Source organism: Vibrio sp. 99-70-13A1, from assembly GCF_013114625.1.
Classification (GTDB): domain Bacteria; phylum Pseudomonadota; class Gammaproteobacteria; order Enterobacterales; family Vibrionaceae; genus Vibrio.
The window spans coordinates 1-15,600 of record NZ_VTXD01000030.1 but is presented as its reverse complement, the minus strand read 5'-3'; the positions used below and the strand labels follow the sequence as shown (position 1 = coordinate 15,600).

General features: G+C 41.4%; 21 protein-coding genes. 9 read left to right on the top strand and 12 right to left on the bottom strand.

The features are described 5' to 3' along the window. Positions 1-24: 24 nt before the first annotated feature. From F0226_RS16940 to F0226_RS16925, 4 genes are all read right to left on the bottom strand, one after another. Positions 25-444, bottom strand: coding sequence for a DUF2069 domain-containing protein (locus tag F0226_RS16940; protein ID WP_171736754.1), 420 nt, complete (start codon positions 442-444; stop codon positions 25-27). Further along, positions 444-1,016: an NAD(P)H:quinone oxidoreductase gene (wrbA, locus tag F0226_RS16935; protein ID WP_171736753.1), complete on the bottom strand. Its 573-nt coding sequence runs from the start codon at positions 1,014-1,016 to the stop codon at positions 444-446. Before wrbA ends, F0226_RS16940 begins: the two co-directional genes overlap by 1 nt. Before the next feature lie 6 nt (positions 1,017-1,022). Then, complete coding sequence (gene arsC, locus F0226_RS16930) at positions 1,023-1,373, bottom strand: arsenate reductase (glutaredoxin) (protein ID WP_171736752.1); 351 nt, start codon at positions 1,371-1,373, stop codon at positions 1,023-1,025. A gap of 62 nt (positions 1,374-1,435) precedes the next feature. Further along, positions 1,436-2,890, bottom strand: coding sequence for a M48 family metallopeptidase (locus F0226_RS16925; RefSeq protein ID WP_171736751.1), 1,455 nt, complete (start codon positions 2,888-2,890; stop codon positions 1,436-1,438). A gap of 197 nt (positions 2,891-3,087) precedes the next feature. Here F0226_RS16925 and F0226_RS16920 point away from each other — a divergent pair, with 197 nt between their 5' ends. Together F0226_RS16920 and F0226_RS16915 are read left to right on the top strand one after the other, a co-directional pair. Then, entirely contained in the window at positions 3,088-3,327 is a 240-nt protein-coding gene (locus tag F0226_RS16920) for a sulfurtransferase TusA family protein (protein WP_171736750.1), read from the top strand. Then, positions 3,320-4,399, top strand: coding sequence for an AI-2E family transporter (locus F0226_RS16915; RefSeq protein WP_171736749.1), 1,080 nt, complete (start codon positions 3,320-3,322; stop codon positions 4,397-4,399). Before F0226_RS16920 ends, F0226_RS16915 begins: the two co-directional genes overlap by 8 nt. A gap of 186 nt (positions 4,400-4,585) precedes the next feature. Here the strand turns inward: F0226_RS16915 and bcp are convergent, their stop codons facing one another. After that, on the bottom strand, positions 4,586-5,056 hold the full coding sequence (bcp, locus tag F0226_RS16910) for a thioredoxin-dependent thiol peroxidase (RefSeq protein WP_171736748.1): 471 nt from the start codon (positions 5,054-5,056) through the stop codon (positions 4,586-4,588). A 64-nt stretch (positions 5,057-5,120) separates the two neighbouring features. Then, positions 5,121-5,663: a glycine cleavage system protein R gene (locus F0226_RS16905; protein ID WP_171736747.1), complete on the bottom strand. Its 543-nt coding sequence runs from the start codon at positions 5,661-5,663 to the stop codon at positions 5,121-5,123. 371 nt (positions 5,664-6,034) lie between these two features. On the opposite strand from F0226_RS16905, the gene dapA reads away from it, so the two are divergent. Together dapA and bamC are read left to right on the top strand one after the other, a co-directional pair. After that, positions 6,035-6,913: a 4-hydroxy-tetrahydrodipicolinate synthase gene (dapA, locus tag F0226_RS16900; protein WP_171736746.1), complete on the top strand. Its 879-nt coding sequence runs from the start codon at positions 6,035-6,037 to the stop codon at positions 6,911-6,913. 47 nt (positions 6,914-6,960) lie between these two features. Beyond that, positions 6,961-7,992: an outer membrane protein assembly factor BamC gene (gene bamC / locus F0226_RS16895; RefSeq protein WP_171736745.1), complete on the top strand. Its 1,032-nt coding sequence runs from the start codon at positions 6,961-6,963 to the stop codon at positions 7,990-7,992. A 115-nt stretch (positions 7,993-8,107) separates the two neighbouring features. Here bamC and F0226_RS16890 read toward each other — a convergent pair whose 3' ends face one another. From F0226_RS16890 to F0226_RS16875, 4 genes are all read right to left on the bottom strand, one after another. Then, entirely contained in the window at positions 8,108-8,320 is a 213-nt protein-coding gene (locus F0226_RS16890; RefSeq protein ID WP_171736744.1) for a DUF2897 family protein, read from the bottom strand. A gap of 8 nt (positions 8,321-8,328) precedes the next feature. Beyond that, on the bottom strand, positions 8,329-9,003 hold the full coding sequence (locus tag F0226_RS16885) for a M15 family metallopeptidase (RefSeq protein WP_171736743.1): 675 nt from the start codon (positions 9,001-9,003) through the stop codon (positions 8,329-8,331). A 1-nt stretch (position 9,004) separates the two neighbouring features. Next, positions 9,005-10,141 carry a succinyl-diaminopimelate desuccinylase gene (gene dapE / locus F0226_RS16880; RefSeq protein ID WP_171736742.1) on the bottom strand — a complete coding sequence of 379 codons (1,137 nt, stop codon included), beginning with the start codon at positions 10,139-10,141 and terminating at the stop codon, positions 9,005-9,007. Positions 10,142-10,213: 72 nt separating this feature from the next. Continuing rightward, positions 10,214-10,561: an ArsC family reductase gene (locus F0226_RS16875; protein WP_171736741.1), complete on the bottom strand. Its 348-nt coding sequence runs from the start codon at positions 10,559-10,561 to the stop codon at positions 10,214-10,216. A gap of 205 nt (positions 10,562-10,766) precedes the next feature. Between F0226_RS16875 and F0226_RS16870 the strand changes: the two genes are divergently transcribed. Next, positions 10,767-11,054 (top strand): helix-turn-helix domain-containing protein, encoded by a 288-nt coding sequence (locus tag F0226_RS16870; RefSeq protein WP_137373605.1) that lies wholly within the window; start codon positions 10,767-10,769, stop codon positions 11,052-11,054. A gap of 125 nt (positions 11,055-11,179) precedes the next feature. Here the strand turns inward: F0226_RS16870 and F0226_RS16865 are convergent, their stop codons facing one another. After that, entirely contained in the window at positions 11,180-11,515 is a 336-nt protein-coding gene (locus F0226_RS16865) for a DUF4156 domain-containing protein (protein WP_171736740.1), read from the bottom strand. 9 nt (positions 11,516-11,524) lie between these two features. After that, positions 11,525-11,869: a DUF2956 domain-containing protein gene (locus tag F0226_RS16860; protein WP_171736739.1), complete on the bottom strand. Its 345-nt coding sequence runs from the start codon at positions 11,867-11,869 to the stop codon at positions 11,525-11,527. 111 nt (positions 11,870-11,980) lie between these two features. Between F0226_RS16860 and F0226_RS16855 the strand changes: the two genes are divergently transcribed. The 4 genes from F0226_RS16855 to F0226_RS16840 all read left to right on the top strand — a co-directional run. Further along, on the top strand, positions 11,981-12,442 hold the full coding sequence (locus F0226_RS16855; protein WP_171736738.1) for a DUF2919 family protein: 462 nt from the start codon (positions 11,981-11,983) through the stop codon (positions 12,440-12,442). A 63-nt stretch (positions 12,443-12,505) separates the two neighbouring features. After that, on the top strand, positions 12,506-13,429 hold the full coding sequence (locus F0226_RS16850; protein ID WP_171736737.1) for a Dyp-type peroxidase: 924 nt from the start codon (positions 12,506-12,508) through the stop codon (positions 13,427-13,429). 134 nt (positions 13,430-13,563) lie between these two features. Then, entirely contained in the window at positions 13,564-14,697 is a 1,134-nt protein-coding gene (locus F0226_RS16845) for a flagellin (RefSeq protein WP_171736736.1), read from the top strand. A gap of 178 nt (positions 14,698-14,875) precedes the next feature. Next, positions 14,876-15,600, top strand: a 725-nt coding sequence (locus tag F0226_RS16840; RefSeq protein WP_171736735.1) for a flagellin, incomplete at its 3' end; no start/stop codon positions are given.

Sequence of the window (15,600 nt, the reverse complement as noted above, 5' to 3'; positions counted from 1 at the left end):
AACAAGCTTTAAGAAAAATAAAGGTTACTGATTAAATCTTGATTTTTCTTGTCTCTCTACTTCTGATAACAATGGCAACTTAAGGCTTAACTCTTTGCCTCGTGCGCGAGTGTAAAGAATATTACCAACAAACCCCAAAGAGGTAAGAGCGAACTCCACCACTGCGAGCATGCGCTCTCCACCATCAACATAGAAAATAGTGAGGGCATGTAAGAAATACAGCATGAGCACGAAATTAGCCCAAGCATGCGTGTAAGGCTTACCAGCAATGATCCCTGGTAGCGGTAACAGCAATGGTATCGCCCACACCAACGCCAGGGTTAGGTTATTTAAATGAGGGTGAGGGGATAGCGTGACTTGCCACAAAACCACCCATACAAGTAATGAAACATTACTGATTAATGCAAGGTAACGAAATTGCTTAGTGCGCAGTGACATATCCATTACAACTGAACTTCCTTCTGTTTTATAGCAACTTTAGCTAAGCGCTTACCTAATTTTTGAGCCAGTTCCATTTCATCTTTTGTTAAGGAAGCGGAGTGACCTGCACTACTTGCACCGTAAGGTGTTCCGCCAGATTGAGTGGTGTGCAGAAGTGGTTCAGAGTAAGGGATACCTAAGATCATCATCCCGTGATGAAGCAGTGGCAGCATCATGGTTTGTTGAGTAGTTTCTTGCCCACCATGTAATGATGAAGACGAAGTAAATACACAAGCAGGCTTATCGATAAGATCGCCATTTAACCAAAGTGGTGTGGTTGAATCCCAAAAATGCTTCATTGAGCCAGACATATTGCCAAACCAAACAGGGCTACCAAGCGCAAGTCCATCACACTCTTTTAGCTCGGTCAGGGTGACAATTGGCTCGATAGGTTCACCATGTGGCGATATATCTTCAACTGTGCGTAATACGGCTTCACAATTAGGGATAGATTCTATCCCTCTCGCAATTTGCCTTGCTAATGCTTGAGTACAGCCGTGTCGGCTGTAGTAAAGCACGAGTATTTTAATGCTCATAGTGAGTTATAAAATCTCTAAAACTTGCTCAGGTGGGCGACCAATCTTCGCTTTATTATTGGCTACAACAACAGGTCTTTCAAAGAGCTTTGGGTTATCAACCATTGCTGAGAAAAGTTGGTCATCAGTCAAAGACTCATCACCTAAATTGGCTTCCTTGTAATCGGCTTCTTTGGTTCTCATCATTTCACGAACGCTTTCAAACCCAAGTTGAGAGAATAAGGTTTTTAGTTGCTCAACAGTAAAAGGCGTCTCTAAATACTTGATGATTTCAGGTTGAACACCATTTTCTTCTAAAACTGCCAGCGTTTGACGGCTCTTTGAACAACGAGGGTTATGATAAATGACGACAGACATGTTTTTCTCCTAATTATTATTGTTGTTAATCTTACACAGTTACCGCGCGAGAAGTAGAGGCATTATTGTAATGATAGAAAGCGATCACGTTGAATCATAAGTTGATCGATTCTCGCATCGTAGCGCGCTTGTTTAAGGCTACCTAATTCTGCAAGTTGACTCGCTTGTGTGTAGTACTGAATCGCTTTATTCCATTGAGCCTGTAACGCTAGAATTTCCGCTCGAGCTGCGAGATCTTCGTCGCTATTGGCTAGGCTGATGTTCGCTTTAGAAAGTAAGTGCCAACCATTGGTGTCATTTGGGTTATCGTGAGTGTAGCGCTGTAGTACTCGAATCCCTTCCTGGTATTGTTCTTTTTCTAATAAGGCGTTGGCATAGTTAATTGTTAATACCGGATTGTTGGGCTTACGAGTTAGTGCTGACTTCATCTCTTTTATCGCAATTTCAGGTTTCTTCTGGGCGATATGGAGATCTGAAATAGCATCTAGGTAGAAGGTATTCAGTGGATCATTACTGATCAGTTTTGTCAGGATAGGTTCGGCTTTATCTAGCTTCTTAGAATCTAAATAAACTAAAGCTTTACCGTATTCTAGTGATGGCACTAGTGACGCAGGGGCTTTCTTCAACTTACGTTCAAACCAATCTAAAGCAGAGTCATTTTCTATACCGGCATAGCGAGCAACAATACGAGCTCTAGCCAAGTGGTAATCAAGAGATGGTGATACTTTTAAAGGTGGATATTGACGTGCACGTTCACGAGAATCGGTAATACGATCTTCTGGTAATGGGTGAGTCAGTAGCATTGGCGGTGGTGTACTTGCGTAGCGATATTCATCCGCTAATCGACCAAAAAATCTTGGCATCGCTTTTACATCAAACCCTGCTTTAGCCAAAGTGTTAATCCCAAAACGGTCCGCTTCTTTTTCGTTACTACGAGTGTAGTTGATTTGGCTTTGCATACTGCCCGCAGTGGTGGCTGTTATAGCGGCAATACCAGCTTCAGGCGCAGCGATAGCAAGTAGAACCGAGGCTGCTAGTGCGGCAATCGTTGCGGGTGAACGTCTCGCCTGATCTTCCATGCTTCTAGCTAAATGACGTTGAGTCACGTGCGCAATTTCGTGTGCAATAACGGAGGCAATTTCACTTTCGGATTGTGCATGAAGAAATAACCCTGAATGCAAAGCAACGTAGCCGCCAAAAAATGCAAATGCATTGATATTGCGATCGCGGATCATAAAGAATTCGAAAGGGGTTTTTACATCGTTGGCATTCGCAACTAATCGATGACCAAGGCTACTTATGTACTCATTTAGCACTGGGTCATTCACGATAGGTTGGCTACCTCTGATGATCCTCATGTAAGCATCACCATAAATGAGCTCTTGATCTATGGTTAATGTGCCACCTGCAGCAGTGCCTATATCTGGAAGATCTAGGCTATTTGCACTGGTTGAAATAGGGGTGCTTAATGCAGTTGCTATACACAAGCAAACAATCGAGCGGGTGCGTTTTAACATATCAGTCAGTAATACTCCGTTTCATCTGACATTAAGACCAGGGTTGTTTGAATTGGTTTCCTTTTATCTCATAAAGCTTTATATGCTAAAACTTCACGATACGCGACTCTCATCTCCTGTGTTAATGAAATAGAAAGATGGCGCGTTTAAAAAAACAGATTACAATACGCCTCTTATAATAAGCATCGAGCTCAAGAATGAAACCTAATATTCTCGATTTACGCGAAGAGCGTTGCCCAATGGCACTATTATTAGCGAAGCGTTATGCTGCTAGGTTAGAGAACGGTCAATCATTATTCATATATATATCTGACATGAGCTCAATGAAAGACATTGTGAACTTCTTATCACAACAAGCTTATTCTGTAGAACAGGAAGCGAGTTCTGGTTTTCACCAAATCCAAGTTATTAAAAAGGAAGTGCAGTCAAATGCTTGAAATGGTCAGTCGTTGGTATAAGCGACGTTTTTCAGATCCTCATGCCGTCAGCTTAGTTGCTATTATTCTTTTCGGCTTTATTACGATTTACTTCTTTGGTCACTTAATTGCCCCGTTGCTGGTGGCGATTGTACTTGCATACCTTTTAGAGTGGCCGGTGGCCCAACTGCAAAAAGTGGGTATTCCTAGAACGCCATCGGTAATGTTAGTCATTTTGATGTTCTTCAGTTTTATGCTTCTCGCTCTGTTTGGTTTGGTCCCGACGATATGGAACCAAGTGGGTAATTTGATTAATGACATTCCAAGTATGTACGGTGGATTGCAGAAATTTATTTCAACTATTCCAGAGCGCTACCCTGAACTAGCCAACCTTCAAATTGTTGAATCTGTTGTTTCTAATGCGAAAAATAAAGTGTTAGGGATGGGAGAAAGTGTTGTGAAAGGATCGCTAGCTTCATTGGTCAGTATCGCGACATTAGCGGTGTATTTGATTCTTGTTCCTTTGCTTATCTTCTTCTTGTTGAAAGACAAAGAAGAAATGATTCAGATGGCAAGTGGCATTCTTCCTCAAAATCGCCGCTTAGCGACAAAAGTATGGGTGGAGATGAATCAGCAGATCTCGAATTATATTCGAGGCAAGGTCGTTGAAATATTAATAGTAGGCGGTGTCAGTTACGTCACGTTTGCCATTCTTGATCTTCGCTATTCCGCTTTACTTGCGGTTGCAGTTGGTCTGTCGGTGTTGATTCCGTATATAGGGGCTGCTGCTGTGACAGTTCCTGTTGCGATTGTCGGTTTATTCCAATGGGGCTTAGCGCCTCCATTTTACTGGCTGCTGATAGCCTACGGTATAATCCAAGCTCTGGATGGTAATGTTTTAGTTCCAGTGCTGTTCTCAGAAGCAGTTAACCTGCACCCTGTAGCGATTATTGTTGCGGTACTAGTGTTTGGCGGGCTATGGGGCTTTTGGGGAGTCTTCTTTGCGATTCCATTAGCAACATTGGTGAAGGCGGTTTGGAATGCGCTCCCAAGTAATGAGTTATATGAGCAAGAACCAACAGCCAAAGATTGATCGTACTTACTTTAATCGGTAAATACATTTCGGTTTAGGTATGAATGATAAAAAGGGCGAACATGAAAATGTTCGCCCTTCTACTATCTGTTTCCAGCTGACTCAAGGTAGATGCCACTGCGCTAGTTAGCTGTTAACTATTACAGCATCTACGATCAAACTGTGGATTAGCTGTCTAAGCTAGTTTTAAGCATCTTTGTTGAAGTAATCCAACACAACTTCATGGTGAGTCTTTGTTTTAAACTTATTGAATACGTGCTCAATAATGCCTTCTTCATTGATTAAGAAGCTAATACGGTGCAGGCCATCGTACACTTTACCCATAAACTTCTTCTCTCCCCACACGCCAAACTGTTCAGCTACAGCATGGTCTTCATCTGATAATAGAGTGAAGTTAAGAGACTTTTTCTCAACAAAGTTAGGTAAGCGTTTTACTGGGTCGATACTCACACCAAGTACAACTACATTGAGATCATCAAGTTGAGGCTTTATATCTCGCAGACCTTCAGCTTGAACAATACACCCAGGCGTCATCGCTTTTGGGTAAAAGTAGAAAAGTACTTTCTTGCCTGAAAAGTCACTAAGAGAAACAGTGTTCCCGTCTTGATCAAGTAGAGAAAAAGCAGGAGCTGGGTTACCAGCTGTCAGCGTATTCATGAGTTTTCCTTTTTACGGTTACTATGCTTTCAAAGAGCCATGGAAATGGTCAATGGGTACATAATTATTGGCTGTTTTTAATAAAGTTGAGCGAACCTTGAACACTGAGCTCTTGGCACAGTGAATTGAATTCTTCTTGTAGCTGCATCAAATTACATTCTGAATGCACAGAAGCGGTAATTGAGATATGAAATTGGTCATTATCCAGATCGACCTTTGATTTATTGATGGTTTGAGCACTCAATGAATCAATACCTATTTGGCGATCGGCAAAGAAAGTGGTGAACTTTTCGGTTAAACCAAGTTTGTCATCAGACTCGACGAAAACTTCTAAGGTGTATGAGTTGTCGATTTGTGCATGAGTAGAAGTGCGTTTCATTATGGTAATGAAATCGTGTTCTTGCCCCAATAAAGGCAAGGTGGTTTCTACTCTAGTAATGTTACTGGCTTTACCTGATAACAGCATAATCAGGGTGAACTCTTCACCGAATAAAGCAATACGGCTATCAATAATATTACAGCCTGATTGGGTGACTAACTGAACCACTTGGTTACATATACCCGGGCGATCTGTGCCCACAGCTGTGATTACTAGATGCTGAGTCATAAAATCACGTCTCTTAATATTCCATTGTTTCATGCATGTTAGCACAGTTACCAAAATGAATAAGTGACGGTAAAGGTTTTTACTTAAAGGGTACATGCCGTTTTAGGGCGCATATCTATGGATGATTTTGGTTTTGAGTCACTTTCATTGAGTAGAATTAGGTCGGTACTTTATCCCTAAAATAAGGACCAGAGAGTAATGGGGGCGAACAGTTGTTACTCAATTGTTGAAGCTTCATAAGCCTAAGTTGGTGCAACCTCAAACATACGACAATATTTAATGCCGATGTGGTCGGTAAGCGGCTTTAAAGTCTTGTGTTTATCAATCGCCATACAGTACCATGCAAAAAGATTAAATTAAGGGAGATAGACATGTTTTCAGGAAGTATCGTTGCGCTCGTTACGCCATTTAACCTAGATGGTGAAGTGGATTTCGACAGCCTTAAAAAGTTAGTTGATCATCATGTGGCTGCTGGAAGTGATGGTTTAGTTGCTGTTGGTACAACAGGTGAGTCTTCAACACTTACTATTGAAGAGCATGTCAAAGTCGTGAATAAGATTGTTGAGTTTGCTGACGGTCGTATCCCTGTTATTGCAGGTACGGGTGCAAATGCGACTCATGAATCGGTACTGTTTAGCCGCTTGCTAAATGGTTCTGGCATTGTCGGCTGTTTAAGCGTGACGCCTTATTACAACAAACCGACTCAAGAAGGCTTGTATCAACACTATAAAGCCATTGCTGAAGTGAGTGATGTACCTCAAATTCTATACAATGTACCAGGTCGTACTGCTGTTGACTTATTGCCTGAAACGGTAGCTCGCTTATCTAAAATTGAAAACATTGTTGCTTTGAAAGACGCGACAGGTGATTTAGAAAGAATTGCAATTCACCGTGAACTTTGTGGCGAAGATTTTATCTTACTAAGTGGTGATGACTTAACTGGTCTTGAATTTGTTAAGCGCGGCGGTGATGGTGTTATCTCGGTAACCAATAACGTAGCAGCTGCAGATATGGCTAAAATGTTTAAATTAGCTAAAGAAGGTAAGTTTGAAGAGGCAGAGATCATTAACGAACGTTTGATGCCACTGCACAAAAACCTATTTGTTGAGTCAAACCCAATTCCTGTAAAATGGGCGGTTCACAAGCTTGGCTTAATTTCTGAAGGTGGCTTACGCTTGCCGCTGACAGAGCTTTCTGCTGAACAACAACCGACTGTTGCTCAAGCTATGACAGAAGCGTGTATTTACTAATTAGTATGAAATAATGCCGAAGTAGACTTCGGCATTTAGGAGCTTAAATGAAGTATTCTCACCAGCTAGTGATCGGTTCACTGGCTGTTTTTGTTCTTACTGCGTGTTCAGGCAGCGCGACTCAGCGTCGCCAAGCTAAAGATGACTTTGAGTATTTAGAAACACCAGAATTTACACAATGGCAAGTGCCTGAAGGTGCTGAACCATTCTTTTATCCTAATTTTGATATTCCACAAGGTGAATTCACTGGTGGTGTTGGTCCTACTGTTGATATTCGACCACCTCAGCAAATTTTAGAGCTCATTCCTGGTGCTCGTGCTGAACGTCAAAATGGTGAAGTAACGCTTTGGCTGCTACGCAAAGATGAAGCTGACAGAGTGTGGCAAACAGCCGTGGATATGTTATCTGCTCGACAAATTGACATTCGTGAGCAATCTGAAGATTCAGTTGAGACGGGTTGGGTAACATGGATTTCTGAGGATGAAGAAACAGAAGTTGGCAGTCGATATTCAATTTCTCGTTTTGAAGCCAATAACCGATTTGGCTTTAAAATCAACCTGATTGATTGGCGAGAAGGCACTACCGTTCAACCTGTGACGGCAACGAACAAAGAACGTTATAATGCATTTATGACGAACTTAGTGACCGCAAGATACGATCAAGATTTGCGAGATGAAGCGGCACTAAAAGCACAGGAATTGGTGAAGAGAATCCCAATTACTATGGGGTCAGACAGAAGTGGCTTCCCTGTAATTATTGCTCGTACTCCATACAATGTATTGTGGCAACGCTTACCTGAACTATTACCGACGATGGGTTTTGAGCTAGAAGAGCGAAATCAATCTCAAGGTACAATTAAAGCTAAATATGCTTCTCCAGATGATGAATTTTGGGAAAGCATTGGTGTGAAACCATTAGAGTTAGCGGGTGGAACGTACACCTTCCTAATGGGTGATCTAGGTAACCGAACTTCAATTAATGTGACTGATGCATCCGGTAAGCCAGTAGAAGAAGAGTTTCTTAAATCGTTAGCACCTGTTTTAGCCGCGATTGTAGAAATTAAAGAACCAACTGAATAAAGAAAAATTGGTTAGCTGACACAAAAAAGAGGACGTAAGTCCTCTTTTTTATATCTGTCGGTTTTTAACTTATCATCGATATTTCAGTTACCATCGATATTTGACGTAAGTTAAACTATGCGTCTTTATGAGTGTCTTGCTCGGCTGCCTTTTTAGCGCTATTTAATTTATCCAAACGGTTCAGCTTATCTAAATCACTTTCACCTTTAAGTCTGCTTGGCTTGCCTACATTCATGTTGGCAGTGTATTTTAATGCTGCGATATTACCGACAATAACACTGACCACGATGAAGCAAATAACCCATGGATTCGTTAAGATCTCTAGCATAAAGGCTCCTAATCGCTGATGTTTTCGATAAACTGGGAATAAATATGATCTAGCTGATCAAGAATGATCGCTTGTCCTAATATTGGCTCAGATAGAAGCTGATTGCCAAGTATTAATGGAGATAACTGAGATAAGCATTTTTCAGAGACTGAACGGTGGCTTATGTGCCAAGGTTCAATCGCAACGCCCCCTAGATCTTTACTGTAGGGAAAGAAGAAATGGTACTTTTCAATATTAGCAAGCAGCCAATCATAGAATGACTTTTGGTGACCAGTTAAATACTCCCAAGGCTCTAATTGAAGCTGGGTACCTACCGGTAAGCATGTCCGTGAAAATACATCGAAATCACAGCCCCAATGGTGACGGCTTGCCCCAGGAAGTGCAGACCATCTTAAAATTGCCCACATTCGGTCTTGCTCACTGAGTGAATCAAAATCGATAGGCTGGCTATTTGAATCTAGAATGGTACGTTGCCCAGAAAATTTACTATTCCAAATTGAAGCCTGTCTTTCGTAGCTTCGAAATCCACTTGCGATCTCTAACTTGAAGCCAGCAGCATGAGCAGCTTCGACCAAACGGTGTAAATCACTCTGAATTTGAGGGTGAGTGAGAAAATACTTCTCACCAATTAACACCTCAGTAAGGTGTGATTCAGTTTGTCCAGTCAGCTGCTCAGGGTTCATATTACTTTCCGAAAAGGTTAACTAGCGTACGTTGGTACATCTGAGTGAGTTTTTCTAAGTCAGCAATATTTACGCATTCATTCACTTTATGGATGGTGGCGTTAACCGGACCTAGCTCAATTACTTGTCCATTCATTCGGGCAATAAAGCGACCATCAGATGTTCCGCCAGTGGTTAGTAGTGCTGGTTTAACATCATTTACATGGTCAACCGCTTCTACAACAGCATCAAGTAAATCACCGGCATCGGTTAAGAATGGGTCGCCATTGAAAGTCCATTGTAGGCCGTATTCAAAGTCGTACTTATCTAAGATAGCGGTGATGCGTTGTACGATAATATCGTTGTTTAACTCTGTGCTAAAACGTAGGTTAAATTGAACGTTAAATTCACCAGGGATAACGTTTGAAGCGCCTGTACCAGCACTTACATTCGGAATTTGAAAGCTTGTTGGCGGGAAATAATCATTACCTTTATCCCATTCCGTTGTTGCTAGCTCATTAATTGCTAACAAAGAACTATGAATTGGGTTATTCGCTAAGTGAGGGTAAGCAACGTGACCTTGTATCCCTTTGATAGTCAGATCACCAGTGATTGAACCTCGGCGACCGTTCTTGACGACATCTCCAACATACTTCGTGCTTGAAGGCTCACCAACAATACACATGTCAATTAGCTCATCTCGAGCCATTAAGGCTTCGACAACTCGAACCGTACCATTAATAAATGGACCTTCTTCATCAGAGGTGATCAAAAAGCCAATTGAACCAGTATGATCTGGATTTTCTGCGATGAACTGTTCAACGGAGACTACCATAGAAGCAAGTGAACCTTTCATATCAGCCGCGCCACGCCCATAAAGAACGCCATCAATAATGGTTGGTTCAAAAGGAGCAGTGTTCCATTGTTCAACAGGACCCGATGGGACTACATCAGTGTGTCCTGCAAATGCGAATAAGGGAGCTTCAGTACCACGACGAGCCCAGAAGTTAGTAGTATCTTCGAATACCATTACTTCGATCTCAAAGCCAAGTGCTTTTAATCGGTTAATCATTAACTCTTGGCAGCCGGCATCTTCTGGTGTTACCGATTGGCGGCTAATTAGATCTTTTGCGAGAGCCAAAGTTGGGCTATCTGTCATCCTTGAATTCCTTGTTAAGTAAACGTAATTTTGAATGTAATGCTATTCGATTAGAGAGCGAATAAATCGAAGTTATGAAAAAATGGCCGCATATTGGTCAGCTTTGAAACCTAAATGGTATTGCGCATCCACTTTTAAAATTGGGCGCTTAATCATCGCAGGTTGTTCTATCAGTAGCTGAATCGCAGAAACCTCATTTAAGCTGTCTTTTTGTTCTTGAGTCAGTTGGCGATATGTCGTACCACGTTTATTGACGACTAGCTCCCAACCTAACTCTGAACAAAACTCAGTGACAAGAGCTTCATTGATACCTTGTTTGCGGTAATCATGGAAATCGAACTCAATTCCTTCACTTTGAAGCCATTTTTTCGCTTTTTTGATGGTATCGCAATTTGGAATACCGAACATGGTGACAGTCATTATTCTTCCTTTTGGTGATATTTTTTCATTATTATGCTTTGAATCCTAACAGGAAGCAGTAAATCAGACAAAATCCAGCGTGAAATATTTCTTAGAACGAAAAAAAACAGTAAGAAAATGCCACTATTGGAGACTTATTGATCAGCCTCAACATGTCATGAGTGAAAAAAGAAATAATTGATTGGCACAGACATAGGAGGTGTCAATGGAGTTGAGTCCTGTTTTTGCAAGGCGACTATATTTAGCATTATTAGTCGAAAGCCTTGAAAGGCCTAATGTGCCTAAACTCATCGAGAAAACGGGATGGCCTCGTCGTACAATTCAAGATGTACTCAAGGCTTTACCGGGGATTGGAATTGAACTGATGTTTATTCAAGATGGGCGGCGTCATAATGATGGTTACTATCAGTTATCTGATTGGGGACCATTTGATAGCCAGTGGGTGCTTGAACGTCGGAATGATATAGCGACAAGCCTTGGATTTAGTGCATAAGCCAGCGAAAGCTGGCTTTCTTCTATCTATAGAGTTCAATCTATAGCATTAAACTGCAAATAGTAAGGTCGATACGCAGAGCATTAGTATTCTTCAAACTTTTTGGTCTTCACTATTGCTAGCCATTACTTACTGCAAGAATAGGCGGTACCTAGCATAGTCACTGATGTGTTAAATGCTTGTGGAACGGTAAGAACAATAGTATCAGCACCTAGTTGGATAGCATTACTTTTAAGCTCATTTAATGCCCCTTGAATAAGAGTGTCATTAGGAAAAAATAAAAAGCTATACCAATGACCTTCGTTTCCTGTCACTTCACCTAAATACTGGCATTCACTAATGTCAAATGAGCCATGAATGTCTACTTTTACTGATAAGGCATCAGAATGGACAAGTTTCGTCGGAGTTGTACACCCTGTAAGTAAGGCTACAACAGTGAAAATGAAATAAAGCTTATTCATACCATTACCCTATGCTTGGAAAAAGTAGATGGCAAACCCTGCCCAACTTAGAGCTAGTAACCCCCAAGGCAGCTTACTGTTTGAGTGATGACTTGATTCTATAACCGTTTCTACAGGCTCTGGGTTTGGCTGAGTTTGATTTTGCTGCTTGTCTTTTTGAGATTTTTTCTTGGCTTTATCAGCTTGACGGCTTCGTTCTTTCTGTTGTTTTTTATAAAGAGCGATACCTTTCTCAATACCTTGAGCAATCAACTTTGTTTGTTCTTTAGTTTGGCTAGGTTTTTGAGTTGCTTTGGCGATCTTCATGGCTTCTTGCTGAGATTCAACAGAGGGGGTGTTTGGCTTGTTTTTCATAGTTACATCGTGAAATAGAAACAGACTTCCCAATAAGATAACTCAAAATCTAGCCGAATATGAAGAAATTACGTTAAAGTGTTGGTTTGAAATAAAGTTAAGTAGTTATTTGTGCGATATTCCTTTGATCAATACGATAAACATGGCTTTTTAAAAGCACCAATGTTGCTTTGGCTTATCTGGTTGTTTCTTGCTAAAGCGCTGGTCGTGTTTATCGTTGCTGGGGCGAGTAGGGAATCTGGCGCTAAAATATTAGAGATCATTTACCCAGATCATGACATGTTTTATGTAGGCTTAGCTTTGAGTATTCCAAGCCTAATTTCAATGTGGCTATTTGGTTTGCGCTCTCCTGATAGAGAAAGAATTAACCAGTTGGTGACTTGGGGGAGAAGCGTCACAGTCATTACTGTCTTTTTGCAAATGTTTCATACCAGCTATCTTGTCTATTTAGACAATGGTGGGTTTCATTGGGCAAATGCGATTACCCTTGTAGCTTTGTTATGGTTTGCATTGTATTTATTTAATAGTCGCCTAGTGAAAGACTGTTTCCGAACTACTCTAGCTAAAGACTGATAATTATCAAAATAAGAAAATTAATTAAAATTATACTGAAGTAAAAATCGAGAGGATGTATTTATGGTTAACACGTCACATGACGCGCAAAATGTACAAAGTGCAATATTGCCTGAAGCAGGACCTTTTGCTCTTTATGTCCAGTTAAAAGTGAAGAGTAATGACTCAGCAGTATTAGAGCAGTTACAGAAGCTGCCGAACCTTATTGAAGAACTGAACCAAAGCCAACCAGGTGCAGATCTAACAGCATCAATCGCTTTTTCTAAGGCTTTCTGGGATAAGTTTGAGCAAGATGCACCTTCTGATCTTATCGCATTCCCTGAACTTGGAGAGGGCGAAATTACAGCGCCATCAAGTGAGGTTGATGTACTGATTCACTGTCACTCAAATCGACATGACTTACACTTTTATGTTCTGAGAAAGCTGCTATCTGAAATCGCAGATAATGTAGAAGTGGTCGACGAAACATACGGTTATCGTTATTTAGACTCTCGTGATATGACAGATTTTGTCGATGGCACAGAGAACCCTAAAGAAGCACAAAGAGCAGAAGTAGCCATTGTACCTGAAGGTACGTTTGCTGGTGGTAGCTATGTGATGGTGCAGCGCTTTATTCATAACTTACCAGCTTGGAATCGTTTGAGTGTTTCAGCGCAAGAGAAAGTCGTTGGACGAACTAAACCTGACTCTATTGAGCTAGATAATGTTCCGGCTGCGTCTCACGTTGGTCGTGTTGATATCAAAGAAGAAGGCAAAGGGCTTAAAATTGTACGCCATAGCTTGCCTTACGGAAGTGCTACTGGCGAGCATGGCTTGCTGTTTATTGCATACTGTAATGTGCGCCATAACTTTGATGCGATGCTTGAAAGTATGTATGGCGTCACTGACGGCAAAACAGACCAACTACTACGCTTTACTAAAGCGGTAACTGGTGCGTATTTCTTCGCGCCATCAAGCACCATGCTGGGTGAATTAAGCATAAAGTAAATATTATTCAAGAAATCAGTAAAGATTGTCGTTGAATACTTTGGAATATTATGGAGCCGTCGCGCTCCTTTTTTATTAAAGTTTTTCTGTAAACGGTCGATATGTGTTTAAGTTTTCCCCTTCTTTAGTGTGCTATGGCAATTACTGTAAATACAAATGTTTCGGCATTGGTTGCTCAGAGAAACCTCTCTAATGCAAACAATATGCTTAACCAATCCTTGGAGCGTCTAGCTTCAGGGAGCCGTATTAATAGTGCCAAAGATGATGCAGCAGGGCTTCAGATCTCTAATCGACTTGAAGCTCAAATGAGCGGTCTAGATGTGGCGGTTAGAAATGCAAATGATGGTATTTCCATCATGCAAACTGCTGAAGGTGCGATGAATGAAACCACCAATATCATGCAGCGAATGCGTGACCTTTCTCTGCAGTCATCAAATGGATCGAATAGTCAGGCCGAGCGTGTTGCACTACAAGAAGAAATCAGTGCGTTAAATGATGAACTGAATCGTATTGCAGAAACCACATCCTTTGGTGGAAAAAAACTGTTAAATGGTAGTTTTGGCAGTACAGCTTTTCAAATTGGTTCTGCATCAGGGGAAGCGGTTCAAGTCAACTTGAATAACATGCGAACAGACACCCTTGAGATGGGCGGCTTTAGTTATGTAGCGAATGGCATGGCAAGCGATTCATGGTCAGTTCAAGGTGGGAGTAATGATATGACAATGTCATTTACTGATCGCTTTGGGCAGCAGCAAGATATTACTATTAATGCTAAAGCGGGTGATGATATAGAAGAGCTCGCGACTTATATCAATGGTCAGACTGATTTAGTATCGGCTTCCGTGAATGATGATGGCCAGCTTCAGATATATATGGCAGGTGATGAGTCTTCAGGGACAATCTCGTTCTCTGGTGGACTGGCTAATGAACTAGCTATATCTGGCGGGCAATATGAATCAGTAGATAATATCGACATTACCAGTGCTGGTGGCGCGCAAAGGGCTGTATCTATTCTCGATACGGCAATGAAGTATGTTGATAGTCATCGAGCTGAATTAGGGGCAATGCAGAACCGTTTTGGTCATGCCGTCAATAACCTAGAAAATGTTCATGAAAACCTAGCCACATCGAACAGCCGTATCAAAGATACAGACTACGCGAAAGAAACCACCCAAATGTTAAAGCAGCAAATCCTTCAGCAAGTCAGCACCACTATTCTAGCTCAAGCTAAACAAGCCCCTAATTTAGCGTTAACTTTACTCGGCTAATCATACTTGGCTAAATTTTCCGCATATCGGCAGTTTGAATACGAACTTTAATTCTTTTTCCATCTTTTTGTACTTTTTAAACCTCTCATCACGCTTTCAAAAGTAACTTTGAGAGAACTACTTGGTTTTTCGAGACGTCGGAAACCGCAATATCGAAAAATCAATTGGAGAAATCACCATGGCAGTGAATGTAAATACAAACGTATCAGCAATGACAGCGCAACGTTACCTAAACAACGCGAACAGTGCTCAACAAACCTCAATGGAGCGTCTAGCTTCTGGTTCTAAGATTAACAGTGCAAAAGACGATGCGGCAGGTCTACAAATCTCTAACCGCTTAAACGTTCAAAGCCGTGGTCTTGATGTAGCAGTACGTAACGCGAATGACGGTATCTCTATTGCTCAAACTGCTGAAGGTGCGATGAATGAAACGACAAACATTCTGCAACGTATGCGTGACTTATCGCTACAATCTTCAAACGGCTCTAACTCAAAATCAGAACGTGTCGCTATTCAAGAAGAAGTAACTGCACTGAACGATGAATTGAATCGTATCGCGGAAACCACTTCATTTGGTGGTAACAAGCTGCTGAATGGTACGCACGGTTCTAAATCATTCCAAATCGGTGCGGATAACGGTGAAGCGGTAATGCTTCAACTGAAAGACATGCGCTCTGATAACTCTGAAATGGGTGGCGTGAGCTACCAAGCTGAGAACGGTAAAGGTAAAGACTGGAACGTTCAATCAGGCTCAAACGATTTAACTATGTCACTAACAGACAGCTACGGTAACGAGCAAGAGCTTCAAATCAACGCTAAAGCAGGCGACGATATTGAAGAACTAGCGACTTACATCAATGGTCAGCAAGATCTAGTAAAAGCGTCAGTAAGTGAAAACGGTGA